This window comes from Actinomycetospora sp. (assembly GCF_036497245.1).
Classification (GTDB): Bacteria; Actinomycetota; Actinomycetes; order Mycobacteriales; family Pseudonocardiaceae; genus Actinomycetospora.
This window is the reverse complement of the sequence record NZ_DASXJS010000073.1, coordinates 1-23,790: the sequence shown is the minus strand read 5'-3', so window position 1 is coordinate 23,790 and position 23,790 is coordinate 1. Positions and strand designations below refer to the sequence as shown.

The following is a 23,790-nucleotide window of genomic DNA, read 5'->3' as shown; positions in this document are numbered from 1 at the left end:
GACGGCGGGGACGTCAGGTCGGGCCCTGACGGCGCGGCACGGACCAGACCTCAGAGACCGACCTCGACGCCTATCCCGGTGCGCCGCGCGGCGGTGAGCACCACGGACGCCGCGGCGGCGTCCTGGACCGCGACCCCGACCGATTTGAAGACCGTCACCTGCCCCGGTCCCTCACGACCCGCCCGGCGACCCGCGACGAGCTCACCGATCTCCACGACCTGCCCGGGATCGAGCTGCTTCGTGCTCACGAGCTCGGCGAGGTCGTTCGAGCCGGTCGGGAACGGCTGCAGGGACGTGTCCCGGTGCTCGACGACGACCAGCGCGTCGCACATCAGGGCCGCCTCGACCTCCCGCCCGTTCGGGATGTATCCGACCGAGGCGATGTGCGTGCCGGGGCGGACGTCGCCGTGTCGCAGGATGGGTTCGACGGTGCTCGTCGCCGCGCAGACGACGTCGGCGTCCTCGATCGCCGCGGCGATCGTGGCGCTCCGCGCCGGGAATCCCTCCCGGGCGAGGTCGTCGGCCAGTCCTGCCGCCTTGACCGGGTCACGGGCCCCGATCCGGACCTCGGCGAAGTCGTGGACCCGGCACGCGTACCGGGCGTGCTCCCGGGCCTGCGGGCCGGTCCCGAGCACGGCGAGCACCTGGGAGTCGGGACGCGCGAGATGGCGGACCGACAGCGCCGAGCACGCCGCGGTGCGCGCCGCCGTCAGGTGATCGCCGTCCACGAGGGCGAGCATCCGGCCGGTCGCCGGGTCGAACACGGCGATCACGGCCTGGTGCACGGGCAGCCCGGCAGCGTCGTTGTCGAGGTAGACCGTCAGCAGTTTGGCGGCCAGCACGCCGAGGGTCGGGCAGTACGCCGGCATCGTGGCGAGCAGCGCGGCCCCGGAGACCCTGGCGGCGATCCGGGGCGGCAGCGAGGCCCGGCCCAGGGACAGATCGACCATGGCGGCGGCCACCGCGTCCACCAGTTCGTCGGCGTCGAGCAGCTCCCGGACCGCCTGACGGTCGAGCACACGCATCCACAGAGGCTCGGGGAGGTTCCCGCCCCTGGTCAAGCGAGCCGAGGACCGGGGCGGGAGTGACGAACCCACCTCGTCGGGCCCGCACGGCGCACCCTGGGAACCCACCGCGCCCGACGCGGCCCCGACCGGGGAGGAACCCCATGACCACGCCCGAAGAGCTCGTCGCCCGCAACGCGGACTTCGTCGCCCACGAGTTCGACCCGGAACTGACCATCAATCCGAGCGGCAACCTGATGGTCGTCGGCTGTGTCGACCCCCGGGTCGACCCCACCCGGGTCCTCGGCATCCGCCACGGAGAGGCCGCCGTCATCCGCAACGTCGGCGGGCGGATCACCCCGGCGACGCTCCGCACCATGGCCATGCTCGGCAAGGTCGGCCAGGCCCACGTCGGGACCCATCGGCCGGGCACGTGGAACCTCGTCGTGCTGCACCACACCGACTGCGGGATGACCGACATCGCCCCGTTCCCCGACCTGCTGGCCGAGTACTTCGAGATCCCCCTCGAGCAGCTTCCCGACAAGGCCGTGCTCGACCCGCGGCGTTCGGTCGAGGTCGACGTCGACGTGATCACCGGCGCCATCCACGCCCCCGATTTCGTGGTCACCGGGCTGGTCTACGACGTCGCCACCGGCCGGGTCGAGACCGTCGTCCCCGGCACCGCCCTGAGCCCCGGCTGACCCCGGCGGCGGGTCCCTCCAGGACGTTCGTATCGCGGTCTCCCGGGCACCGTCAGCCGCGGGCGATGTCGGCGAACCGGCTGTAGTGCAGCTGGTGGGCCACGGTGATCGTCGCCGTGGGCCCGTTGCGGTGCTTGGCCAGGATGAGGTCCGCCTCGCCCGCGCGGGGATCGTCGCGCTCGAACGCGTCCGGCCGGCTGATGAGCATGACCATGTCGGCGTCCTGCTCCAGCGACCCGGACTCACGCAGATCGGACAGCATCGGCTTCTTGTCGGTGCGCTGTTCCGGACCACGGTTGAGCTGGCTGATCGCGACCAGGGGGACCTCGAGCTCCTTGGCCAGCAGCTTGAGCTGCCGGGAGAACTCCGAGACCTCCTGCTGGCGGGACTCGACCTTCTTGCCCGACGTCATCAGCTGCATGTAGTCGAGGATGATCAGCCTCAGGTCGTGGCGCTGCTTGAGCCGCCGCGCCTTCGCCCGGATCTCCATGATCGTCATGTTGGGCGAGTCGTCGATGAACAGCGGCGCCTCGCTGATCTCGCTCATCCGCCGGGCCAGGCGCGTCCAGTCGTCATCGGTCATCGAGCCGGAGCGCATGTCGGCCAGTCGAATCTTGGCCTCCGCCGACAGCAGGCGCATGACGATCTCGGTGCGGCCCATCTCCAGCGAGAAGAAGGCCGAGGTCATGCCGTGCTTGATACTCGCCGCCCGAGCAAAATCCATTCCCAAGGTGGAGTTGTGGGTCGGCACCATCGAGCGGGTCGCCAGGTAGAGATGCTCCTCGTTGGCCACCTCGACGCACCGCACGGGTACGGACGGGATCGGGCGGGCGTCGGTGATGTAGCGCTGCCCGGTCCGCACGTCCGACGTGCCCCGCTGACGGTCCTTGTGCGCGAGGCGCTTGCGCTCCAGGCGGAAGACCGTGTCGGTCGTGCTGAAGGTGACCATGAAGGCCGTCCGGCTGTCCTCGCGGGCTCCTCGGACGGCCCTGGTCGTGATCGAGCAGCGCAGGCCGAGCGAGGCGACGAGCTCCGCCGTGTCCCGCGCGAGGCGTTCACATGTCACCGTGAACTGCACGACCCCGGTCGGGAGCACTGTCCCGTCGGAGTCCAGGAGTCCGGCGAGCAGTGCGCGTCGCTGGGCGTCGGAGCCCCGCAGGTACGCCGTCGGGATGTGCTTGTTGCCGAGGACACCCAGCGACCGGAGCCGACCCTGCACGGTGCCGAGCGCCCGGTGGCAGTCCTGACACCGGCGCAGTCCGCACGAGGGTCCGCTGCAGTCCGGACAGGTCGGTGCCGGCCCGGGTGCCGACATGAATCGCGCCCGTCCACCGCAGGAGCGCCCACAGGTCCGTACCTGCGCCGTGGCCGGCACGAATTCCCTCCCGCATACGACGCAGGATCGCGGCTCGGGCGTCGAGGACTCCGGGAGGCGCAGGCCGTAGCGCAGGTTTCCCAGCGTCGGAACCACGAGACCTTCGCTCTCGATGGACGCCGCGATCTCCGGATCCGCGCTGGTGTACGAGGCGCACTCACTGGTGCCGTCGCCGAGCCAGATACCCAGTGCGTACGGCGGCACCAGAAGGCCCTGCTCGGGGAGGTCCAGGGCGTCACAAGTCGGGACCGAGTGGTTGGCCCGCCGGTCGGCGGTGGGAGTGCGCAGCGTGGCCGCGATGTCCGCCGTGGTGCGCACCGCCGCCGGAATCCGAGCAGAGCGACGGGATGCGCGCGTGTCGGTCAGCCACTGGTGCTCCGCATCGGCCACCACGGTCGTGCCGTCGGAGAACTCGATCTCGTAGCACGGACGACCGGCCATCACCTCGGTGGCGGCCACGACACGCGTCGGGCGCCCGCTCCGGTCGAGCAGCTCGTCCCCGACCTCGACCTCGCCCATCGTCGTCCAGCCACCCGGAGTGGGCAGGGGCGTGTCGAGCGCGAGCGCCTTCCCGATCCCGGGCCTCGCCGCGACGATCACCATCTGGCCGGCGTGGAGGCCGTTGGTCACCTCGTCGAGGTCGGCGAATCCGGTCGGCACGCCGGAGGACACGCCGCCGCGCGAGGCGATGGCGTCGATCTCGTCCATCGTCGGCTGCAGGATGTCCTCGAGCGCGATGTAGTCCTCGCTGACGCGCCGGTCGGTCACCTCGTACACGGCGGCCTGGGCGCGGTCGACGATGTCGTCGGTGTCCGCGCCCTCGCCGCCGTGATAGCCCAGCTGCACGATCCGCGTGCCCGCCTCGACCAGGCGGCGCAGGATCGCCCGATCGGCCACGATCTCGGCGTAGTACGCCGCGTTGGCCGCCGTGGGCACCGCTGCGATGAGCGTGTGCAGGTACGGCGCGCCACCGATGCGGAGCAGCTCGCCGCGGCGCTCGAGCTCCGCGGACACCGTCACCGGGTCCGCGGGCTCCCCGCGCCCGTAGAGATCGAGCACGCATTCGTAGACCGTCTGGTGCGCGGGCCGGTAGAAGTCGTCCGGCTTGAGCATCTCGACGACGTCGGCGATCGCGTCCTTGCTGAGCAGGATCGCGCCGAGCACCGACTGCTCGGCCGGGATGTCCTGCGGCGGCTGTCGGTCGAACTCCGGGCGCGAGCCCTCGGAGGATCCGCCGGAGCGGGGGTGTCCGCCGTCCCGGCCGCCCGCCCCCCGCTCGTCGAGCACCGCCACGGACCGCTCCTTCCCATCGCCGCGGACGCCCGGGTCGTCCCCGGCACGTCCGGCCTGCCCCCTTCTACCGCGAGGCACCGACACCGCCGCCGGCCACGCGTGCGCGGCCCGGGAGGAGGTGCGGGTCGCACGGTAGGGCCGCCCCACGCGGACCGGCCAGGCGGTGCTGTTGATGTCGGTGTTGATGGCCTGGGGACGGATCGGAAAGCACAGGGTCCCCAGGTGGGCACACCTGGGGACAACCTGTTGGCAACCGGCCCGGTTTCGGCGTTCTCCCAGCTCAACGCGCTGTGCATCCTGTGGACAACAAGTGGATCGGCATGTCGGCGCACACCGAGGCCCGGCGTGTCGCGACACGACTCCGTGGCGCGGAGACGACCGGCCGCCGACGGGCGCTCGACGGCAGGACGACCACCGGGCGACCATCCGGCGCCCCGGGTGGGGGAGGGGCGTGATCCGGCGCCCCGCGCCGACGGGCACCCACCGATCGGGTCCGGACACACGTCGGGCCCCGGACCGCACGTGGCGGTCCGGGGCCCGAGGTGGGGACGGTGGGGCGCTCAGGCGCCCTGGACGTCCAGGGAGAGCTCGACGGCGACGTCCGGGTGCAGCCGGACGGTCACCTGGTGGGCACCGGTGGACTTGATGTGCCCCCTGGTGTCGACCAGGCGCTTGTCCAGGTTCGGCCCGCCCGAGGACCGCACCGCGCCGACGATGTCGGCGGGCGTCACGGAGCCGAAGAGCTTGCCGCCCTGGCCCGCGGACTTCGCGGTCACCGTCACGGTGCCGACCTGCTGGAGCTGACCGGCGATCTCGTTCGCGTGGTCGCGGTCGCGGATCCGCTTGCCCTCCTGGGTGCGGCGGATCGTGGCAACCTGCTTCATCGCGCCGCGGGTGGCCACGATGGCCAGTCCACGGGGCAGCAGGAAGTTGCGGCCGTAGCCGTCCTTGACTTCGACGTTGTCGCCGGGCCCGCCGAGGTTGGCGACGTCGGCGGTGAGGATGAGCTTCATCGCGTGGTTCCCCCTCCTCAGCGCGCGGTCGACGTGTAGGGCAGCAGAGCCATCTCACGCGAGTTCTTCACGGCGACGGCGACGTCCCGCTGGTGCTGCGAGCAGTTGCCCGAGACCCGGCGGGCGCGGATCTTGCCGCGGTCCGAGATGTACTTGCGGAGGAGGTTGGTGTCCTTGTAGTCGATGTCCTGGTTCTTGTCCTTGCAGAACGCGCAGACCTTCTTCTTGGGCTTGCGCACCGGCGGCTTCGCCATGGTGTTTCTTTCTCCTAGCCGAGCTGAACTGGGGTGAACGAGGGATTCAGAAGGGGGGCTCGTCGTCGTAGCCGCCGCCACCGGAGCCGGAACCGGACGATCCCGCGACGGGCGCCGAGGCCCACGGGTCGTCGCCGCCGCCGGACTGGCCGCCGCCACCTCCGTAGCCACCGCCACCGCCGCCGTTGGGCGCGCCGCCGTAACCACCACCACCGCCGCCGCCTCCGCGGCTGGCCTTGGTGACCGACGCGGTGGCGTAGCGCAGCGAGGGGCCGATCTCGTCGCACTCGAGCTCGATGACGGTCCGCTTCTCACCCTCGCGGGTCTCGAACGAACGCTGCTTGAGTCGTCCCTGCACGATGACCCGCGCACCGCGGGTCAGCGTCTCGGCGACGTTCTCGGCCGCCTGACGCCAGATGTTGCAGCGCAGGAACAGGGCCTCGCCGTCCTTCCACTCACCGCTCTGGCGGTCGAAGGTGCGAGGGGTCGACGCGACGGTGAAGTTCGCGACGGCGGCGCCGGACGGCGTGAACCGCAGCTCCGGGTCGGCGGTGAGGTTGCCGACCACGGTGATGACGGTGTCGCCCGCCATCAGGCAGCGCCGGCCTTGCCCCGGCGCGTCGCGGCGGCGGGGTCACGACGCATGACCTTGGTGCGGAGCACCGACTCGTTCAGGGCGAGCTGACGATCCATCTCCTTGATGGTCGACGGCTCGCAGTTGACGTCGAGGACGGCGTAGATGCCCTCGCCGTGCTTCTCGATCTCGTAGGCGAGACGACGACGACCCCAGACGTCGACGTTCTCGACGGTCCCGCCGTCCTTGCGGATGACGTTCAGGAACGTCTCCAGCGAGGGCTGCACGGTTCGCTCGTCGAGACTCGGCTCGAGGATGACGACCATTTCGTAGTGGCGCACGAGTACCACTCACCTCCCATGGGCTGGCGGCCACGGACGTTCCGTGGCAGGAGGGTTCTCGGTCGTTCCAGGGTACGTGGTGCCCCCGGAACGACGACGGGCGGGCCGGGACCGGCGGATGTCGCCGGTCCCGACCCGCCCGGGTCGGTCCCACATCGGAGTCGACCCCCTCAGGGGTCGGACGCGACTCAGCGCGCCGCGGTTCCCATCAGCTCGGTCTCGTCGTGCTCGTCCCGGACGGCCGGGAAGCCCACGGCGGGCGACTCGGGCGCGGGCGAGCGGACCTCGGTCAGGGCCTCCGCGGAGATCGGGTCGACCGTCTCGTCGGTCTCGTCCGCCACGTCCTCCGGGGCGGAGGCCGCCGACGAGGTCGCACGCCGGAGCACGATCGACCGCACGACGAACGCCGCGACGCCGGCGAGCGCCAGCACGGCGAGCATCACCGGGACGCCCATGCCACCGGACATACCGTCGACGGGCAGCGCCTGGACCTGGCTGGCGGTGGTCACGGCGCTGGCCGGGTCGTAGCCCAGGTACGCGGGTGCACCGGCCTTGAGGCCCGGGAACGACGAGCCGAGCAGCTGACCGGCGTCGTAGGTGGGCAGGCCACCCGGGGCGGACGCCGGCGCCGACGCACCGAGGAACGACGAGGGCAGCGTGTTGAACGACGGCGCGAAGGCAGGCGCGGACGCGGCGAGCGCTGCCGGCGCGATCGGGGCGGGCGCGACCGCCGGGAGCGGCGCGGCGGCCGCCTGCGGAGCGGCGGCGGGAGCCTGGGCCGCCGGGGAGGCCGCGGGCGCCTGCCCGCCGAGGGCGGTCCGCGAACCCTTCTCGACGGTGTCCGTCGCCGGCTTGAGGGCCGGGGCGGCGGCGGCGACGGCGGTGGTCGCCGGCTGGACCAGCTGCACCTGCACCTGGCACAGCGACCCGGCGATCGACTGATTGATCGACTGGAGCGGACCGGCGGCGCTCGTGATCGGCACCATCATCGGCAGACCCAGCAGCGGGGTCACCTTGACGGTGTCACCCGGGCTGGCCTGCACCGACTGGCCGCACTGCGCGGGGACGACCTGACCCCCTGCCGCGGGCGTCGGTGCGGCCATGGCCACACCCGCCCCGAACAGCAGCGAGCCGGTGAGGACACCACCGGCTGCCGCGACCGACACCAGACGCGAGAACCGCGCACCCATGCAGGACCCCTAACGTGGAACGACGTCTGCGGTCCCGCCCCGGCGCACCGCCGAGGCTCCGCGCTCCCCGCATCCGCGGGGGCAGGCACCGGCATCGTCGGACGGGCTCCGACGTTCGGCTCAACGAGGCACTGCTCCGGAGGTGACGCACGGATCACCGGTCTGTCACGACCGGGCCACGCGCCGTACTGGGCGTGCTGGGCCGCGAGGGCTCAGTGACGACCGGATCGTGTGGCCGCGCCCGCCGGGACCGGCGGTGCGTCCTCCCGGCGGTCACGACGCCACCGCGCGAACCACGCGGCGTCGGAGGCCCCGTCGAGCACCCCACCGTCGGGGTCGGCGCCGATCACCGGCGGCCCGGGGCGACCCGGGCGGGTCCGGACCGGGTCGAGCTCCGGGTGCAGCACGGTGCGCACGATCAGCACGCCGACGGCCACCACCGCCAGGTCACGCAGGAGGACCGCCCCGTAGAACCACGGCGCCGGCAGCCCCTTCGCGCTCGTCCCCAGGTAGTAGTACATGCGCGGCACCCACACGAACGCGTCGATCGCCATCCACGCGAGCAGCGGCCGCCACCGCGGGTAGGCCAGCACGGCCAGCGGGATCAGCCAGAGCGAGTACTGCGGGCTCCAGACCTTGTTGGTCAGCAGGAACGCCGCGACGACGAGGAACGCGATCGGCGCGAGCCGCGGCCGGACCGGCGCGCGTCGGACGAGCTCGGCGACCCCGACGCAGCACGCGGCGAAGGCCACCGCCGTGACGGCGTCGAGCACGGCCGGGGTCTGGCCGGAGGCGACCTGCCCGTCGAACCCGGGCCAGCCGGTCAGGCCCGACACGATGTTGTAGATCGAGTCCGGGTCGGCGGCCCGCGTGGAGTTGAGCCGGTAGAACTCCCACCAGCCGGCGGGCGCGATGACGGCGATCGGGACGTTGACCGCCGCCCATGACGCCAGCCCGGCCACCGTCACGGTCCACCAGCCGCGCATCCGCCCCGCCCGCAGGCACAACAGCAGCAGCGGGAAGAGCAGGAAGAGCGGATAGAGCTTGGCCGCCGCACCCAGCCCCAGGAGCACGCCGGCCAGGCCGGGTCGTCGTCGGGACCAGGCGAGCATCCCGAGCGTCGCGCCGGCGACGGCGAGAGTGTCGAAGTTGGTGAACGCGTGCACGGCCACGAGCGGGGAGGTCGCCGCGATCGCCGCGTCCCAGGGACGGCCCGGTCTCAGCCGCACCATCGCCCAGATCGTCCCGAGCCACGCGAGCGCGAGCCAGAACGCCGAGAGGTCGAAGTACACGACCACGGCGAGGCCGCCGGGCAGCACGCCCGCGGCCGCGAGGCCGAGCCAGCCCGCCGCGAGACGGGCGTTCATCCACTGGAAGAACCCGGTGAGCACCGGGTACTCCATGAAGCGCACCTGCTGCGACCCGTCGTCGCGCTGCTCGGTCCAGCTCGTCACGTACGGGACACCGCCCGCGTCGAGCCGCTCGGCGGTGTAGAGCGGCACCGTGTCCGAGTAGCACATCGCGACGTACTGCCTGCCGTCGCGCCAGTCCAGCTGGGTCTGGCCGTTGTCGTCCACGTACTGCTGCAGGCACGGCGACTTGGCGAACCAGGCGAGCGCGAGCACGATCGTTGCGAGCAGCAGCACCACGCGCAGCGGCGTGAAGAACCGGGCCCGCCCGACGACGGCGTGCGCGCCCAGCGGCCCGCCGCCGGCGGCACTGGCCGCGCGGACGAACCCGTCCTCGTGGGCGGGCAGCACCCGGGAGGTCGCGTCGAGGGACGCCGGGTCGTGGGTACGGCTGCGGTCCGGCGGGGCGTCGGAGGTCAACGGTGCTCGGGGCGCGGCTCAGAAGCCGTCGGGGAACAGGTCGCCGTTGCCGCCGCCGCCACCGTTGCCCCCGTTGCCCGGGCCGCCGTTGCCCTGGCCGCGGTTGCCGTTGCCGTTGTTCCCGTTGTTGTTGCCGTCCTGGCCGTCGTTCTGACCGTTCTGACCGTTCTGGCCGTTCTCGTTCTGGCCGTTCTGCCCGTTGTCGCCGTTGTTCTGCCCGTTCTGGTTCTGGCCGTTGCCGGTGTCGGTGCACACGCCGTTGATGCAGATCTGGCCGTTCTGCTGGCCGTTCGGGTTGTTCGGGTCCGGGGTCGGCGTGGCCGGTGCGGGCGGGGCGGGCGGCGCACCGATGGCCTCGAAATCGGAGAACTTCTGCGCCGGCTGGGAGCGCAGCGCCTGGTTCATGTAGCGCTGCCAGATCTGGCCGGGCACGCCGCGTCCGTAGATCGGCTTGCCCGCGGAGGTCTTGATCGGGGAGTTGTCGTCGGTCCCCACCCACACCGCGGTCGAGAGCTGCGGGGTGTACCCGACCGTCCAGGCGTCGTTGTTCTGGCCCTTCTGCGACGACTGCACCGTGCCGGTCTTGGACGCGACGGGCCGTCCGCCGGCGAGCGGGATCTGCGAGTGCGAGGCGACGTCGAGCATCGACTCGGTGACGTTGCGGGCGAGCTGCTGACTGATCCGCTGCTCGGGCGCCGTGACGCCCCCGTCGTAGAGGATCCGGCCGTCCGAGGTCGTGACCCGCGTGACCATGTGCGGACGGTGGAAGATGCCGTCGGCGGCGAAGGTCGCGTACGCCGAGGCCATGTCGCCCGGGCGGACCTCCTTGTCGCCGATCGCGATACCGCCGGTGGGCTTGTCCAGTGGCGCGCTGATCCCGACCTGGTGCGCGGCGTCGGCGACCTTCTGCGGTCCGACCTGGATGCCGAGCTGGTAGAAGACGGTGTTGATCGACAGCGTCATCGCGGTCTTCAGATCGCAGTTCGGGCAGCTCTCGCCGTCGGAGTTCTCCACCTTCGTGCCGGCGATGGTCTGCGGGGTGCCGCCGTCGAACTGGGTGCCGAGCCCGATCGGCGGGTTGCGCTCGAGTCCCGCGAGCAGCACGAAGGGCTTGAACGACGAGCCGGGCTGACGCGTCGTCTGGGCGTAGTCGAAGCCGGACCCGTCGCTGCCGCCGTAGTACGCCGCGATCGCACCCGAGCGCGGATCCTCCGAGACCAGCGAGGTCCGCAGGTTCGCCGGCTGGCCGTCGAGGGTCTTCGCCGCGGCGTCGGCCGCCTGCTGCTGCAGCCCCGGATCGACGGTGGTCTCGACCTTGAGCCCCTCCTGATTCACCTGCTGCTCGGTGATGCCGTAGGAGGCGAGCTCGTTCTTGATCGCCGACACGATGTGCCCGCGGTCGTTGTCCGGGATCCCGGTCCTGCGCGCCGAGGGCGGCAGCGTCGCCGGGAACACCGCGGCCGCGCGGTCGGGACGCGAGAGCCACTTCTGGTCGACCATGCCGTCGAGCACGTAGTTCCACCGCTGCTCGGATCCGGCCCGATCGACGGACGGGTCCCACTTGGACGGCGACTGGATCAGACCGGCGAGCACGGCGCCCTCGGCCGGGCTCAGCGTGTTCACGTCGCGGCCGTAGTACGCCTGGGCCGCGGCCTGGATGCCGTACGCACCGCGGCCGAAGTAGATCGTGTTCAGGTAGTTCTCGAGGATCTGCTCCTTCGACTCCTCCTGGTTGATCTTCGCCGCGATCACGACCTCGCGGTACTTGCGCGAGTACGAGTGCTCGTCGCCCACCAGCACGTTCTTCACGTACTGCTGCGTGATCGTCGAGCCGCCGCCCGACCCGCCCTGCGCCTGGTTGAAGGCGGCGCGGGCGATGCCGATCGGGTCGAAGCCGTAGTTGGTGTAGAAGCTGCGGTCCTCGGCGGAGGCCACCGCGTGCTGGACCCAGACCGGGACCTGGGAGAGCGGCACCTTGATCCGGTTGCCCTGGGCCTGCGCGAGGCTCGCCATCGTCGAGCCGTCGGCGTAGTCGATCGTGGCGACCTGGTTGTTGGTCGCGTCGTCGGCCGAGGGGATCCGGAACATGATCCAACCGATCGCGAACGCCAGGATCGGGCCGACGATCGCGACCGCGAGCACGACGTAACCGATCCGCCTGCCACGCCGCCAGCGCCGCTGACGCGGGGTGAGGCCGGCGAGCTTGGCCTGGCGCTTGCTCTGCGGCTCGTCTGGTCCGCCGTTCCCGCGCCCGCCGTTCCCGCGCCCACCGGGACCGTCCGGCGGGTCGACCGGGGGCCGGGTGCGCCCGGGGGCCGCGGGGCTCTTGACCACCTCGGTGGCGACGGTCGGCGCCGTACCCGGCCGCGAGCCGGTGGCGGTGCCGCCCGCCGCGCGGGTCGGGGTCGCCGCGGTCGCCCCCGCGGCGGCGAGCGGGCGGCCGCCGTCGTGGGTGAGGAGGCGCGGCTCCTGCCGTTCGGAGCCCCACGCGTCGGGGCGCTCGGGGCTGCGGGTCTCGGGGCTGCGGGTGTCAGGGGTCGGCGCGACCCGGGTCGCGTTCGGTCCGGCGGGGTTCCGGGTCGGCTGACCGTGGGGCGCCTGGCCGTTCGGTGCCTGCCCGTTCGGCGGCCGGCCGTTCGGGGGCGGGCCGGGGGGACCCTGACCGCGGGGGCCGGGGGACGGAGGCGGCGGACCCTGCGGGTTCTGCGGAGGGTTGCCCTGCGGCGGGCGGCCGTTCGGGGCAGGCGCGCCCTGACCGTTCCGTTCGGCGGGTGGGGTGGCGGTCCAACCCGGGGGCAGGTTCCGGGGCGGGGCCGGCGGTGGGCCGGATCCTCCCTGCCGCGGTGGGGCGGCGGAGCCGCTGACGGGACGACGGTCCGTTCGACGGTCGTCGGTCACGTGGCGCCTCCCAGGGACTGCACGGTCGGCAACGGACCCGGCCCTGTCACGCCCCCGTCGGCGTCAGGGCGAGGCGGTTCGACGTCGACGGCGGCCGCCACCCGAGGCGTCGTCCGCTCCCAAGACGTAGGACTGTACGAGGTGGTTCCAGCGGCACGTACGGCAGACCTCCACCACGTGCACCGTGAACTCCCCGGCCGCGTCGTCCAGTCGAGCGATCTCGTCACCCGAACGGGCGGAACCGGACACCGGTCCCAGGCGATCACCGAAGACCCACGAGACGTTGACGACCTCGTCGCGGCGGCACAGCGGACAGGGCGTCGTCGTGGGGACACCGTGGTAGGCGGCGGCCTGGAGCAGGTACGACCCGGCGTCGCACGCGTCCCCACCGGAGGTGCGCCCGGCAGCCACGTCGGCGAGATGCGCGCGACGACGCAGCGCGTAGTCGACGACCTGGCGGGGTGTTCGCACGCGCTTCAGCGTAGCCAGCGTCGCCCCACGGTGCGCTGCCGTCGTGTGACGAGATCGTCGCAGCCGACGCTCGATGTATCGGCGCGATATGGTGCATCGAGAGGTTGCTCTCACCGGCGACCGGTCGTCGGGACGTTTCGGGAGGGGAGGCGCGGTGCTCGAGCTCGCGGTCCTCGGTCTCCTGCACGAGGCACCGATGCACGGTTACGAGCTGCGCAAGCAGCTCCACGCCCGGCTGGGATCGCTGCGCGCGTTCTCGTGGGGCTCCGTCTACCCGACGCTGCGCCGGCTCCAGCGGGCCGAGCTCATCGCCGAGCGTGATCCGGAGCCCGCCCCGGCGGGCGCGGTACGCCCGACCTGGGGACGTCGCGGTCGACGGGTGTACGAGATCACCGCGGAGGGGAAGGACCGACTCGACGACCTGCTCGCCGAGGCGGGTCCGCAGGCCTGTGACGACGAGAGCTTCGGCGTGCACCTGGCCTTCTTCTCCCGGACCCCCGCGGAGGTGCGGATGCGCATCCTCGAGGGCAGGCGGCGGCGTGTCGAGGAGCGGCGCGACGGACTCCGCACGACGATGACCCGGGCCGGCGAGCAGATCGACCGCTACACCCGCGAGCTGCACCGCATCGGCCTGGACACCACCGAGCGCGAGGTCCGCTGGCTGAACGAGCTCATCGACCACGAGAGGTCGCTGGGCCAGGCCGCCCCGACCGAGCACAGACCCCCGGAGCGCCCCGACCGATCCGCGGCGCCGCCGGACTGAGAGCGGCCGGGCCGCCGGCACGGACGACGACGTCCTCCGATGTTCCCCGTCCCCCATCGACCGCGCAGGGACGACACCTGCACGTCAGACACGCCCCGACACCGACCATCGACCGGGGCACGAAGAGCGAAGGAGACCATCCATGGGTCAGGTCCGAGTGGCCGTCGTCGGCGTGGGCAACTGCGCCGCCTCGTTGGTCCAGGGCGTCACGTACTACGCCGACGCCGACCCGGCCACCCGTGTGCCCGGGCTCATGCACGTCGACTTCGGCGGCTACCACGTCCGCGACCTCGAGTTCGTGGCCGCGTTCGACGTGGACGCCAAGAAGGTCGGGCAGGACCTCGCCGAGGCCATCGCGGCCAGCGAGAACAACACGATCAAGATCGCCGACGTGGCGCCGACCGGGGTGACGGTGCAGCGCGGGCACACCCTCGACGGGCTGGGCCGCTACTACCGCGAGATCATCACCGAGGCCGACGAGGAGCCGGTGGACGTCGTCGCGGCGCTGCGCGAGGCCCGTGCCGACGTGCTCGTCTCCTACCTGCCCGTGGGCAGCGAGGACGCGGACAAGTTCTACGCGCAGTGCGCGCTCGACGCGGGTGTCGCGTTCGTCAACGCGCTCCCGGTGTTCATCGCCTCCGACCCGGAGTGGGCGGCCAAGTTCACCGAGGCCGGCGTGCCGATCGTCGGCGACGACATCAAGTCCCAGGTCGGCGCCACGATCACCCACCGCGTCCTCGCGAAGCTCTTCGAGGACCGCGGCGTGCAGCTCGACCGCACGATGCAGCTCAACGTCGGCGGCAACATGGACTTCCAGAACATGCTCGAGCGGGAGCGCCTGGAGTCGAAGAAGACCTCGAAGACGCAGTCGGTGACCTCCCAGGTCGACCGCGACATGGGCAAGGGCAACGTCCACATCGGGCCCTCGGACTACGTGCCCTGGCTCGACGACCGCAAGTGGGCCTACGTCCGGCTCGAGGGACGCGCGTTCGGCGACGTCCCGCTGTCGCTGGAGTACAAGCTCGAGGTCTGGGACTCCCCGAACTCGGCCGGGATCATCATCGACGCGGTGCGCGCCGCGAAGATCGCGCTCGATCGCGGCATCGGCGGTCCGCTGCTCGGCGCGTCGTCCTACTTCATGAAGTCGCCGCCCGAGCAGTACCGCGACTCGGTGGCCTACGACCGGGTCGAGGAGTTCATCCGCGGCGAGGACTGACCTCCTCCACCGGTTTCTGAGCGAAGGGCTCCTTCGATCGACTAGATCGGAACCCCGTTCCGAGCGAGGGGAACCCTCGGGCGGATAGAGCGACCGGATGCTCCCCTCGAGCCAGGCCCGGCCCGGCTCGAGGGGAGCTTTCGTGTGTGTAGAGCGAGCGGGTCCTCCCCTCGCGTGGGATCACACCGGGCCGGGGACGAACGGCGGGCGGGAGACGAGCGGCGGCCGGGGCCGCCGTCGCGCGCGGTCGTAGGCCGCTCGCAGGTCCGACTTGACCTCGGCCTTCGCCGTGCGCAGGCGACTCGGCCGGTGCTCCACGAGCACGACGTCGTACCGGTTCATCACTGCACGCCGGCGGTACGAGCGCTCCTGGTCCTCGGGGGACAGGTGGTACTCGACGGACTCGATCTCCCAGGCGGCCGCCACCTCGTCGATCCAGCCGTCCGGATCGAAGAGCCGCTCGCCCGTCTCGAGGTGGATCGCGCGGTTCCACTCGATGCGCGGGAAGCCGCTCTCCTGCTCCAGTTCCAGCGCGATCTCCCGGGCCCACGCCTCGGGAGCGGACCGGACTCCGGCGGCCAGCTCGACGAGGACAAGACGTGGAAGCCGGCTCCCGCGACCGCTCCCCGCCTCGAGCTCGGCCGAGAGCCGGGCCACCGTCGTGAAGCCGCGCTGCACGGCCTCGGCGAGGAGCGCGCGCACGTCGTCGAGCCGGCGCATGCGTCGCGAGGTGTCGATCACCGCGCGGTCGAGGGGCGCGCAGGGGAACCCGTCGCGCAGGACCGGGGGCGGCAGCTCGCGGGTGCGTTCGAGGATGACGTCACCGTCGCCCGCGCGGCGTCGCTCGTGCGGCACGAGCACCAGGATCGTGCCGTCGGCGGGCATCTTGGTCAGCCCGTACCGTCGGCACGCCACCGCCCCGCTCAGCACGGCACGGTCGCCGGCCAGTCTCAGGGCGCTGTCCAGGCGTTCGGCCTCGCTCGGCGTTCCGGTCACCAGCCGTATCTGGCCCCGCCGGCCCTGCTCCCACAGTCCGGACCCCGTTCGCGCGGCGATGGTCCCGGATCCGACGCCCAGCTCATGGAGCTCGGCGCGGCGGATTGCTCCGTGAGGCGCAGCGTCACGAACGGCGCGCCAATCGATCTTCGCTCTTTTCGGCATGCCCTGGTGACGCAGCCCGGCGCCGTTCGGATCCACCCGGTTCCGCGAGGGGAGGATCCGGCCGCTCTAGCCGCACGAGGGCTCCCCTCGCGCGCGATCGGCCTGGGCGCGAGGGGAAGAACGAGTCGCTCTAGGCGCCCGAGGGCTCCCCTCGTGCCGATGGGGCGAGGACTACTTGACGAGGTTCACCAGGCGGCCCGGGACCACGATCACCTTGCGCGGCTCGGCGCCCTCGAGCAGCTCCGCGACCTTCGGGTCGACCAGCGCGGCGGCGCGAACCTCGTCATCGGTCGCGGACGCCGGCACCGTGATCCGGGAGCGGACCTTGCCGTTGACCTGGATCGGGTACTCGACGGTGTCCTCGACGAGGAGCGCCTCGTCGGCCACCGGGAACGGCTCGTAGGCCAGCGAGCGCGGGTGGCCGAGCATCGACCACAGCTCCTCGGCCAGGTGCGGGCACAACGGCGAGAGCATGAGCACCAGCGGCTCGGCCACCGACCGGTGCAGACCCCCCTCGGGATGGGTCTTCGTCAGGTGGTTGGCAAGCTCGATCAGCTTGGCCGCCGCGGTGTTGTAGTGCATCGCCGGGAAGTCGGCCCGCACCCCGTCGATGGTGCGGTGCAGCAGGCGCAGCGTCTCGTCGGAGGGTGCGCCGGCCTCGGCGACCCGCAGTGAGCCGTCGTTCTCGTCCACCATCAGCCGCCACACCCGCTGCAGGAAGCGCTGCGAGCCGACGACGTCACGGGTCGACCAGGGGCGCGAGGCCTCCATCGGCCCGGTGGACATCTCGTAGAGCCGGAACGTGTCCGCCCCGTACGTCGCGCACATCTCGTCCGGGGTCACCACGTTGCGCAGCGACTTGCCCATCTTCCCGTACTCCCGGGTGACCGGCTCCCCGTTCCACGTGAATCCGCGACCGTCCGGCAGCTCCACGACCTCCTCGGCGGGCACGTACACCCCGCGGGCGTCGATGTAGGCCCAGGCCTGGATGTAGCCCTGGTTGAACAGCCGGCGGAACGGCTCCGAGGCCGACACGTGGCCCAGGTCGAACAGCACCTTCTGCCAGAAGCGCGCGTACAGCAGGTGCAGCACGGCGTGCTCGACGCCGCCGACGTACAGGTCGACCCCGCCCGGGTCACCCGGCCCGAACACCTCCGGGCGCGGGCCCAGCCAGAACCGCTCGATGTCGGGGTCGACGAAGCGCTCGGTGTTGGTCGGGTCCAGGTAGCGCAGGTGGTACCAGCACGAGCCGGCCCACTGCGGCATCGTGTTCGTCTCCCGGACGTACCGGGCCCACCCGTGCTCCGGGTCCGATGCCAGGTCCTCGGAGAACGACGTCCACTCCGTCGCGCGGGCCAGCGGGGACTCGGGCGCGGAGTCGCGGTCGTCCGGGGCGAAGGTCTTCGGCGCGTACTCGTCGACCTCGGGCAGCAGGACCGGCAGGTCCGAGTCGGGCAGCGCACGCGGGATCGACGGGCCGCCGTCGGACTCGCCGTCGGCGACGTAGGCGACCGGGAACGGCTCGCCCCAGTAGCGCTGGCGGCTGAACAGCCAGTCGCGCAGCTTGTACTGCACGACCGTCTCGCCGTCGCCGCGCGACGCCAGCCACTCCATGATGGCGGTCTTGGCCTCGTCGACGGCCAGCCCGTTCAGCGAGACCTCGGAGTTCGCCGAGTTGATCGCCGGACCCGCGCCGACGTAGGCCTGGCCCCCGGACCCCTCGAAGTCCTCCGGCGGCTGCACCGTCCGGCGGATGGGCAGGCCGAACACCGTCGCGAAGTCCCAGTCGCGCTGGTCCTGACCGGGGACGGCCATGATCGCGCCGGTCCCGTAGCCCATGAGAACGTAGTCGGCGACGAAGACGGGCAGTTCCTCACCGTTGACCGGGTTGACCGCCCAGGCGCCGGTGAAGACGCCGGTCTTGTCCCGGGCCTCCTGGCGCTCCAGGTCGGACCGGGACGCGACGACGCTGCGGTAGCCGGCGATCGCCTCGGCCGGGGTGTCGGCCCCTCCGGTCCACCGACCGTCCAGCGCGGCTTCACCCCCGGGCGACGGCCACGCCGCCGGCAGGATCGCGTCGACCAGCGGGTGCTCCGGTGCCAGGACCAGGTAGGTCGCGCCGAACAGCGTGTCGGGCCGCGTCGTGAAGACCTCGATGGCGGCGGCCGGATCGGCCGTGGCCGGACCCGACACCCCGAACCGCACCGACGCCCCCTGCGAGCGGCCGATCCAGTTGCGCTGCATCGCCTTGACCGAGTCCGGCCAGTCGACGCCGTCGAGGTCGTCGGCCAGCCGGTCGGCGTAGGCGGTGATCCGCATCATCCACTGGCGCAGGTGACGCCGGAAGACGGGGAAGTTGCCGCGCTCGGAGCGCCCGTCGGCGGTGACCTCCTCGTTGGAGAGCACCGTGCCCAGCGCCGGGCACCAGTTCACGGGCGCGTCGGCCAGGTAGGCCAGCCGGTGCCCGTCCAGCACGCGGTCCTGCTCCGGCCGGGTCAGCGCCGACCACGCGCGACCGTCCGGCAGCTGACGGACGCCCGACGCGAACTCCGCCTCCAGCTCCGCGATCGGCCGGGCGCGGTCCTGGTCGCGGTCGAACCAGGACCCGTGGATCTGCAAGAAGATCCACTGGGTCCAGCGGTAGAACTCGATGTCGGTGGTGGACACCGACCGGCGCTTGTCGTGGGCCAGCCCCAGGCGGCGGATCTGGGCGCGGTAGCGCTCGATGTTCGCCTCGGTGGTGGCACGCGGGTGCGTCCCGGTCTGGACCGCGTACTGCTCGGCGGGCAGCCCGAACGCGTCGAACCCCATCGTGTGCAGCACAGTGCGCCCGGTCATGCGCATGAAGCGGCCCAGCACGTCGGTGCCGATGAAGCCGAGCGGGTGCCCGACGTGCAGCCCCGCACCGCTCGGGTACGGGAACATGTCCATCAGGTAGTACTTCTCGGCCGGGTCGAGCGTCTCGCCGTCGGACAGCGGCCCGGCGGGGTTCGGCGTCGAGAAGGTCTGCTCGGCCTCCCAGCGGTCCTGCCACCGCGCCTCGATCCCGCTCGCCAGCGCGGCCGTGTAGCGGAACGGCGGCGTGCCGCGTCGGTCGGCGTCGGCGGCGGCGACGTCGGGCTGGGCGGTCACGGCGTTCCTCCTGGTCACCACGGATGCGCTGCGCCCGGCGCCCACACGGCGGGTGCGACGGCGACCGGGGCGGCCCGCGCCGACGGGGGACGTCTGGCGGCGGGTCCTCTGAGGGCCGAGCCTACTCTGGGGACATGGTCGTCCCCGTCCTGGCCGCCGTCCTCGTGGTCGCAGCCGCCGCCGTCCTCGTCGTCGGGATCCTCGCCGCGACGCACCGCCTGCCCCGCAACCGCGGGATCGGGGTCAGGACCAGCTGGACGATGGCACGGGTGGACTCGTTCCGCCGCGCGAACCGGGTGGCGGCGCCCGCGTTCCTGGCCGCGGGGCTGGTGGGTGTCGCCGCCGGGGCCGCCGGTCTCCTCGCCCCGACGGTCGGGGCCGCGGCGACCCTCCTCGTCGTCGGGCTGGTGGGGCTCGTCGGGCTGGTCGGGGTCGGCGGGAGCATCGGCTCCCGCTACGCCGCGGCGGACCGGGTGGTGACCCTCGAGGCCGAGAGCCGGCCGGCCGGCCCCTGCACGCAGGGCGAGGAGACCGACGAGGCCGCCGACGCGTGCGCGCCGACGACGGCAGGCACGTGCGGCGGGGCGTGCTCGCTGTGCCCGCGCGCCGCGGCCGACGCCGAGCACGGCTGAGCGGCGCGGGGCTGAACTACCAGCCCCAGCTGCCCGGGCCACCCTTGAACGGCCCGACGACGTCCTGGGTGATCCACCCGCCGTAGAACCCCCCGGGCTGCGGGACGACGCGCTCGCCGTCGAGCGTGATCCGGTCGAACGGCGTGGGGTAGAGCGACACCCGGTCGGCGAGAATCGGGTACGACGCGCTGGCCCCACCCTCGGAGCCCTCCGGGTACCACCAGCCGACCGCCTCGAGGGTCACCCCCGGCACCACGATGTCGACGTAGCGCGCCGTGCCCTTCCACTCGCACACCGTCCGGCGCTGCGCGGGCCGCAGGACGCCCTCGGGGAACGCGGTGCGCGGCAGGTAGAACGTCGGCGGGTGGCTGGTCTCGAGCACCCGGACCAGGTCGGCGGTGTCCACCACGACGGTGCCCGCGTGGGTCACGACGGCGCGGCGGGTGTCCCGCTCCGCGCGCGGCGGCCGCGGGTAGTCCCACACCGACTCCTGGCCGGGTCCCGGCTGTTCGCGCGTGATCCCCACTGGGTGGCCTCCGGCCTCGTGAGCACTTTCCGGTGTCATAGGACCAGAAAGTGCTCACGAGCGCGCAGCGCACCTAGTTGCGGGACGGCTCCGAGACGTGGGTCGCGAGCAGCGCCAGTGGGACGCCCTGGCGGCGCAGGACGCCGCCCCAGAGGTCGTGGCGTGCCGGCGCGAGGACGTCGTCGGGCAGGGCGGGTACGACGTACCAGTCGCCTCGGGCGATCTCACCGTCCAGCTGCCCCCGGTCCCAGCCCGAGTAGCCGGCGAACACGCGCAGGCCGCGCACCCGGGGCGCCAGCGAGCCGGGGTCGCCGTCGAGGTCGACCAGGGCCACCGGACCGCGCACCCCGACCACGCCGTCGGTCCGCCCCGGGTCCTGCCCGGTCCGCAGCGCGGCGAGGCACAGTGCCGTCTTCTGCTCGACGGGGCCGCCGACGAAGATCGCGTTCGGGCGGGAGGTGTACGGCCCCCAGGCGGGCAGGACGTCGTCGACGGCGACCTCGCTCGGCCGGTTCAGGACGACGCCGAGCGTGCCCTCCGGCCGGTGGTCGATGACGAAGACGACGGAGCGGGCGAAGTTCGGATCGGTGAGGGCGGGGGCGGCGACGAGGAGCGTGCCCGCCTCGACGGCGTCGGCCGAGCGTTCGGTGGGCTCGTCTCTCGTTCCCTCGGCCACGCACCCCATCGTGGCACTCCGCCCGACCGCCGGGCAGCCGGGCACCCCGCCGTCACACCCGTCGTGGGAGTCCGGACGGAGAGGGGCGGTGCCCGGTCCCGGCACCCGAGTCCGTTCCGTGGGGCGAGCGCGTAGCGTGGCCGGTCGTGCCCGTTCCTCCCCCCGCACCGGAGCAGGAGACGGCGGCGCCCGGGCCCGCCGACACCGCCCGCGTGCGGCGCCGGGAGCTCGCGGCCCAGCCCGGATTCCTGCGTCTGCTGGTGATCCGGCTCGGTGCGCAGTGGGGCGACGGCGTCTTCCAGGCCGCGCTCGGGGGAGCGGTGCTGTTCAACCCCGAGCGCCAGTCCGACCCGGTGCTCGTGGCGCTCGGCCTGGCGGTCGTGCTGCTGCCGTACTCGCTGGTCGGACCCTTCGCGGGAGCGCTGCTCGACCGCTGGGACCGGCGCCGGGTGTTCATCGTCGCGGGGGTGCTGCGGGCCGTGCTCACGCTCGCGACGGCGGCCGTCGTCGCGGCGGGGCTCACCGGACCGGGGCTCTATCTGGGTGCGCTGGCGACGATCGGCGTCAGCCGTTTCGTCCAGGCCGGGCTCTCCGCCGCGCTGCCGCACCTGGTGGCCCCCCGCCGGCTCGTCGCCGCGAACTCCCTGGTGACGACGAGCGGGGCGGTGGCCGCGGCGTTCGGGGCGTCCTGCGCGTTCGCCCTCACCGGCCTGCTCGGTGCGGGCGACACCGGGTCGGGGCTCGCGGCCGCGGCGTCCGTGGTCGGCTCGCTGGTGATCGTGGTCGTGGCGGTCGGGTTCGCCCGGGGCGCGCTCGGCCCCGACGGTGCCCCGGGTGCAGGGGCCCAGGGGAGCACGGCCCAGGCACTGCGTGCCGTCGCCCACGGGCTCGGCGACGGTGCTCGGGCGGCCCGGGCCGCCCCCGGCGTCGTGGCGGCCTTCTGGGCGGTCGCGGCGCACCGGCTGGCGTTCGGGGTCGCGACGCTGGTGATGCTGCTGCTCATGCGGAACGGCCTCGCCGACTGGGGTCCGTTCCGGGCCGGGGTGGCGGGCCTGGGCGAGGCGGTCGTCGTCGCCGCGGCCGGGCTCGGCGTCGCCGCGGTGGTCACCCCCTGGCTGACCGCGCGCCTCGGCCGCCCGGCCACGGTCCGGATCATGCTCGTGCTCGCCGCGGCCGCGCTGCTCGCGCTCGGGCTGCCGATGACGCTGCCCACCCTGCTCGGCGCCTCGTTCCTGCTCGGCCTCGTCGGGCAGGCCATCAAGCTCTGCTCGGACGCCGCGGTCCAGCGTGAGGTCGACGACGCCCACCGGGGCCGGGTGTTCGCCCTCTCGGACACCGTCTTCAACGTCACCTACGTCCTCGCGGTCGCCGCTGCCGCGCTGTTCTGCCCGCTGGACGGCCGGTCGGCGCCGCTGATCGCGGTCGCGGCGGGCATCTACCTGCTCGGGCTGGTCGTCCACGAGGTCGCGCTGCGCACCGGGCGCCACCCCGGCGACACCCGCGGTCCCGACGGCGGGGCCCGGTCGGACGACGAGACCCGGGCAGATGATGGGGCCCGGCCGGACGGTGGGGCCCGGTCGGACGGTGCGGCTCAGGGCGGGAGCCAGCCCGGCGCGCCCTCGGTCACGGTCAGCTCCGCCGCGCCGTCGCCGTCGACGTCCGCGAGCAGCACGTCCCAGCGGGGCGAACCCGGGTCGGACGTGGCGTAGGCCCGTTCGGCGACCCCGTCCCCGTCGGCGTCCACGAGGAGCTGGTCCGCAACCCCGTCGCCGTCGAGGTCACAGACGGTCTCGCGGGTCGACGGGTCGTGGTCGGCGTCGACGACCGCGCCGTCGGGCACGCCGTCGCCGTCGGTGTCGACGACCGCCCGGGTCGAGGCCGCCCGCCCGCGCACGTCGCTGAAGCGGACCGTGCCCCCGGCGTCGGTGGCGACGGGGGAAGGGGCGTCCCAGACCCCGCGCCCCGACGGGTCGGCGAAGGCCCGCTCGGGCCGGCCGTCGTCGTCGAGGTCCAGCACCGCCCGGTCGGCCGTCCCGTCACCGTCGGAGTCCCAGAGCGCGTCGTCGACCCGTCCGTCGCCGTCGAAGTCGAGGCGGACGGCGTCGGGTCGGCCGCCGACCGCGCCGCCGGGGAGATCGAGGTCGGCGGGCGAGGCGTGCCGGTGCACGGGACCGTGACCGGTGCCGAAGTGGTAGCGCACGGGATGTCGACGCGGGCCGGTGCACGACGGTTCCCGACGGCCGCCGTCACGCCCGGGTCCGCCTCATCGAGGATGTGGAGTGACTGACGTCCGGTGTCAGCGATGCCGCATCGCTGACGCGTCAGTCGGCCCGGATCCCCTCCGTGCGCGCCCAGGCGAGCAGCTCGGCCTCGGCCTCGTCCCGGTCGAGCGGGCCGCGCTCGAGGCGGACGTCCTTGAGGTGCCGCCACGCGCGGCCCACCACCGGACCGGGCTCCACCCCGAGCAGCTCCATGATCGCGTTGCCGTCGAGGTCCGGGCGGACCCGCGCGAGATCCTCCTCGGCGGAGATGCGCGCGATGCGCTCCTCGAGGTCGTCGTAGGTGCGCTGCAGGGCCGCGGCACGGCGCCGGTTGCGCGTGGTGGAGTCCGAGCGCACCAGGTCGTGCAGCCGGTCGAGCAGCGGGCCGGCGTCGGTGACGTAGCGGCGCACCGCCGAGTCGGTCCACTCGCCGCGGCCGTACCCGTGGAAGCGCAGGTGCAGGAACACCAGCTGCGACAC

General features: G+C 73.0%; 21 protein-coding genes and 1 pseudogene. 6 read left to right on the top strand and 16 right to left on the bottom strand.

The window, feature by feature from the left end; translation table 11 throughout:
- Positions 1 to 50 precede the first annotated feature (50 nt).
- Positions 51 to 1,025, bottom strand: a complete 975-nt coding sequence (locus tag VGI02_RS07890) for an ornithine cyclodeaminase family protein (RefSeq protein ID WP_331626749.1) — start codon at positions 1,023 to 1,025, stop codon at positions 51 to 53.
- Positions 1,026 to 1,168: 143 nt separating this feature from the next.
- On the opposite strand from VGI02_RS07890, the gene VGI02_RS07885 reads away from it, so the two are divergent.
- On the top strand, positions 1,169 to 1,705 hold the full coding sequence (locus VGI02_RS07885; protein ID WP_331626748.1) for a carbonic anhydrase: 537 nt from the start codon (positions 1,169 to 1,171) through the stop codon (positions 1,703 to 1,705).
- A gap of 52 nt (positions 1,706 to 1,757) precedes the next feature.
- Here VGI02_RS07885 and dnaB read toward each other — a convergent pair whose 3' ends face one another.
- The 8 genes from dnaB to VGI02_RS07845 all read right to left on the bottom strand — a co-directional run bounded on the left by dnaB (position 1,758) and on the right by VGI02_RS07845 (position 11,908).
- Positions 1,758 to 4,373 carry a replicative DNA helicase gene (gene dnaB / locus VGI02_RS07880; RefSeq protein WP_331626747.1) on the bottom strand — a complete coding sequence of 872 codons (2,616 nt, stop codon included), beginning with the start codon at positions 4,371 to 4,373 and terminating at the stop codon, positions 1,758 to 1,760.
- A 560-nt stretch (positions 4,374 to 4,933) separates the two neighbouring features.
- A complete protein-coding gene (gene rplI, locus VGI02_RS07875) occupies positions 4,934 to 5,386 on the bottom strand; it encodes a 50S ribosomal protein L9 (RefSeq protein WP_331626746.1) in 453 nt (150 codons plus the stop codon).
- A 17-nt stretch (positions 5,387 to 5,403) separates the two neighbouring features.
- On the bottom strand, positions 5,404 to 5,640 hold the full coding sequence (rpsR, locus tag VGI02_RS07870; RefSeq protein ID WP_331626745.1) for a 30S ribosomal protein S18: 237 nt from the start codon (positions 5,638 to 5,640) through the stop codon (positions 5,404 to 5,406).
- Between the two features lie 46 nt (positions 5,641 to 5,686).
- Positions 5,687 to 6,232, bottom strand: a complete 546-nt coding sequence (locus VGI02_RS07865) for a single-stranded DNA-binding protein (RefSeq protein ID WP_331626744.1) — start codon at positions 6,230 to 6,232, stop codon at positions 5,687 to 5,689.
- Positions 6,232 to 6,564: a 30S ribosomal protein S6 gene (gene rpsF, locus VGI02_RS07860; protein ID WP_331626743.1), complete on the bottom strand. Its 333-nt coding sequence runs from the start codon at positions 6,562 to 6,564 to the stop codon at positions 6,232 to 6,234. The genes VGI02_RS07865 and rpsF overlap by 1 nt, the downstream gene beginning before the upstream one ends.
- 179 nt (positions 6,565 to 6,743) lie before the next feature.
- Entirely contained in the window at positions 6,744 to 7,745 is a 1,002-nt protein-coding gene (locus tag VGI02_RS07855; protein ID WP_331626742.1) for a hypothetical protein, read from the bottom strand.
- A 212-nt stretch (positions 7,746 to 7,957) separates the two neighbouring features.
- Complete coding sequence (locus tag VGI02_RS07850; protein WP_331626741.1) at positions 7,958 to 9,574, bottom strand: glycosyltransferase family 87 protein; 1,617 nt, start codon at positions 9,572 to 9,574, stop codon at positions 7,958 to 7,960.
- Positions 9,575 to 9,592: 18 nt separating this feature from the next.
- Positions 9,593 to 11,908 (bottom strand): transglycosylase domain-containing protein, encoded by a 2,316-nt coding sequence (locus VGI02_RS07845; protein ID WP_331626740.1) that lies wholly within the window; start codon positions 11,906 to 11,908, stop codon positions 9,593 to 9,595.
- Here VGI02_RS07845 and VGI02_RS07840 point away from each other — a divergent pair.
- Complete coding sequence (locus VGI02_RS07840) at positions 11,901 to 12,161, top strand: hypothetical protein (protein ID WP_331626739.1); 261 nt, start codon at positions 11,901 to 11,903, stop codon at positions 12,159 to 12,161. The genes VGI02_RS07845 and VGI02_RS07840 overlap by 8 nt on opposite strands.
- Before the next feature lie 374 nt (positions 12,162 to 12,535).
- Here VGI02_RS07840 and VGI02_RS07835 read toward each other — a convergent pair whose 3' ends face one another.
- Positions 12,536 to 12,943: a DUF5318 family protein gene (locus VGI02_RS07835; protein WP_331626738.1), complete on the bottom strand. Its 408-nt coding sequence runs from the start codon at positions 12,941 to 12,943 to the stop codon at positions 12,536 to 12,538.
- Between the two features lie 154 nt (positions 12,944 to 13,097).
- On the opposite strand from VGI02_RS07835, the gene VGI02_RS07830 reads away from it, so the two are divergent.
- Both VGI02_RS07830 and VGI02_RS07825 read left to right on the top strand, forming a co-directional pair.
- Positions 13,098 to 13,706 carry a PadR family transcriptional regulator gene (locus tag VGI02_RS07830; RefSeq protein ID WP_331626737.1) on the top strand — a complete coding sequence of 203 codons (609 nt, stop codon included), beginning with the start codon at positions 13,098 to 13,100 and terminating at the stop codon, positions 13,704 to 13,706.
- A 142-nt stretch (positions 13,707 to 13,848) separates the two neighbouring features.
- Positions 13,849 to 14,922, top strand: a complete 1,074-nt coding sequence (locus tag VGI02_RS07825; RefSeq protein WP_331626736.1) for an inositol-3-phosphate synthase — start codon at positions 13,849 to 13,851, stop codon at positions 14,920 to 14,922.
- A gap of 180 nt (positions 14,923 to 15,102) precedes the next feature.
- Here VGI02_RS07825 and VGI02_RS07820 read toward each other — a convergent pair whose 3' ends face one another.
- Both VGI02_RS07820 and VGI02_RS07815 read right to left on the bottom strand, forming a co-directional pair.
- Positions 15,103 to 15,918: a DM10 domain-containing protein gene (locus VGI02_RS07820; RefSeq protein WP_331626735.1), complete on the bottom strand. Its 816-nt coding sequence runs from the start codon at positions 15,916 to 15,918 to the stop codon at positions 15,103 to 15,105.
- 336 nt (positions 15,919 to 16,254) lie between these two features.
- Positions 16,255 to 19,215: a leucine--tRNA ligase gene (locus VGI02_RS07815; protein WP_331626734.1), complete on the bottom strand. Its 2,961-nt coding sequence runs from the start codon at positions 19,213 to 19,215 to the stop codon at positions 16,255 to 16,257.
- A 134-nt stretch (positions 19,216 to 19,349) separates the two neighbouring features.
- On the opposite strand from VGI02_RS07815, the gene VGI02_RS07810 reads away from it, so the two are divergent.
- A complete protein-coding gene (locus tag VGI02_RS07810) occupies positions 19,350 to 19,847 on the top strand; it encodes an SdpI family protein (RefSeq protein WP_331626733.1) in 498 nt (165 codons plus the stop codon).
- A 16-nt stretch (positions 19,848 to 19,863) separates the two neighbouring features.
- Here VGI02_RS07810 and VGI02_RS07805 read toward each other — a convergent pair whose 3' ends face one another.
- Both VGI02_RS07805 and VGI02_RS07800 read right to left on the bottom strand, forming a co-directional pair.
- Positions 19,864 to 20,373 carry a DUF427 domain-containing protein gene (locus VGI02_RS07805; RefSeq protein ID WP_331626732.1) on the bottom strand — a complete coding sequence of 170 codons (510 nt, stop codon included), beginning with the start codon at positions 20,371 to 20,373 and terminating at the stop codon, positions 19,864 to 19,866.
- A gap of 73 nt (positions 20,374 to 20,446) precedes the next feature.
- The gene (locus VGI02_RS07800; RefSeq protein ID WP_331626731.1) at positions 20,447 to 21,058 is read right to left on the bottom strand and encodes a YqgE/AlgH family protein; all 612 of its coding nucleotides are present in this window, start codon (positions 21,056 to 21,058) and stop codon (positions 20,447 to 20,449) included.
- Between the two features lie 137 nt (positions 21,059 to 21,195).
- Between VGI02_RS07800 and VGI02_RS07795 the strand changes: the two genes are divergently transcribed.
- Positions 21,196 to 22,758 (top strand): MFS transporter, encoded by a 1,563-nt coding sequence (locus VGI02_RS07795; RefSeq protein WP_331626730.1) that lies wholly within the window; start codon positions 21,196 to 21,198, stop codon positions 22,756 to 22,758.
- Here VGI02_RS07795 and VGI02_RS07790 read toward each other — a convergent pair.
- Both VGI02_RS07790 and VGI02_RS07785 read right to left on the bottom strand, forming a co-directional pair.
- Positions 22,641 to 23,249, bottom strand: coding sequence for a hypothetical protein (locus tag VGI02_RS07790; RefSeq protein ID WP_331626729.1), 609 nt, complete (start codon positions 23,247 to 23,249; stop codon positions 22,641 to 22,643). The genes VGI02_RS07795 and VGI02_RS07790 overlap by 118 nt on opposite strands.
- A 121-nt stretch (positions 23,250 to 23,370) precedes the next feature.
- Positions 23,371 to 23,790 (bottom strand): annotated as a pseudogene (locus VGI02_RS07785) (CCA tRNA nucleotidyltransferase); the annotation flags it as partial.

What these genes read in the sequence shown, in the direction of transcription:
- VGI02_RS07885 (WP_331626748.1), top strand. Translation starts at nt 1,169, where the DNA reads ATGACCACGCCCGAAGAGCTCGTCGCCCGCAACGCGGACTTCGTCGCC.
- rpsR (WP_331626745.1), bottom strand. Translation starts at nt 5,640, where the DNA reads ATGGCGAAGCCGCCGGTGCGCAAGCCCAAGAAGAAGGTCTGCGCGTTC.
- VGI02_RS07855 (WP_331626742.1), bottom strand. Translation starts at nt 7,745, where the DNA reads ATGGGTGCGCGGTTCTCGCGTCTGGTGTCGGTCGCGGCAGCCGGTGGT.
- VGI02_RS07800 (WP_331626731.1), bottom strand. Translation starts at nt 21,058, where the DNA reads ATGGGGTGCGTGGCCGAGGGAACGAGAGACGAGCCCACCGAACGCTCG.
- rplI (WP_331626746.1), bottom strand. Translation starts at nt 5,386, where the DNA reads ATGAAGCTCATCCTCACCGCCGACGTCGCCAACCTCGGCGGGCCCGGC.
- VGI02_RS07825 (WP_331626736.1), top strand. Translation starts at nt 13,849, where the DNA reads ATGGGTCAGGTCCGAGTGGCCGTCGTCGGCGTGGGCAACTGCGCCGCC.
- VGI02_RS07865 (WP_331626744.1), bottom strand. Translation starts at nt 6,232, where the DNA reads ATGGCGGGCGACACCGTCATCACCGTGGTCGGCAACCTCACCGCCGAC.
- VGI02_RS07890 (WP_331626749.1), bottom strand. Translation starts at nt 1,025, where the DNA reads ATGCGTGTGCTCGACCGTCAGGCGGTCCGGGAGCTGCTCGACGCCGAC.
- VGI02_RS07810 (WP_331626733.1), top strand. Translation starts at nt 19,350, where the DNA reads ATGGTCGTCCCCGTCCTGGCCGCCGTCCTCGTGGTCGCAGCCGCCGCC.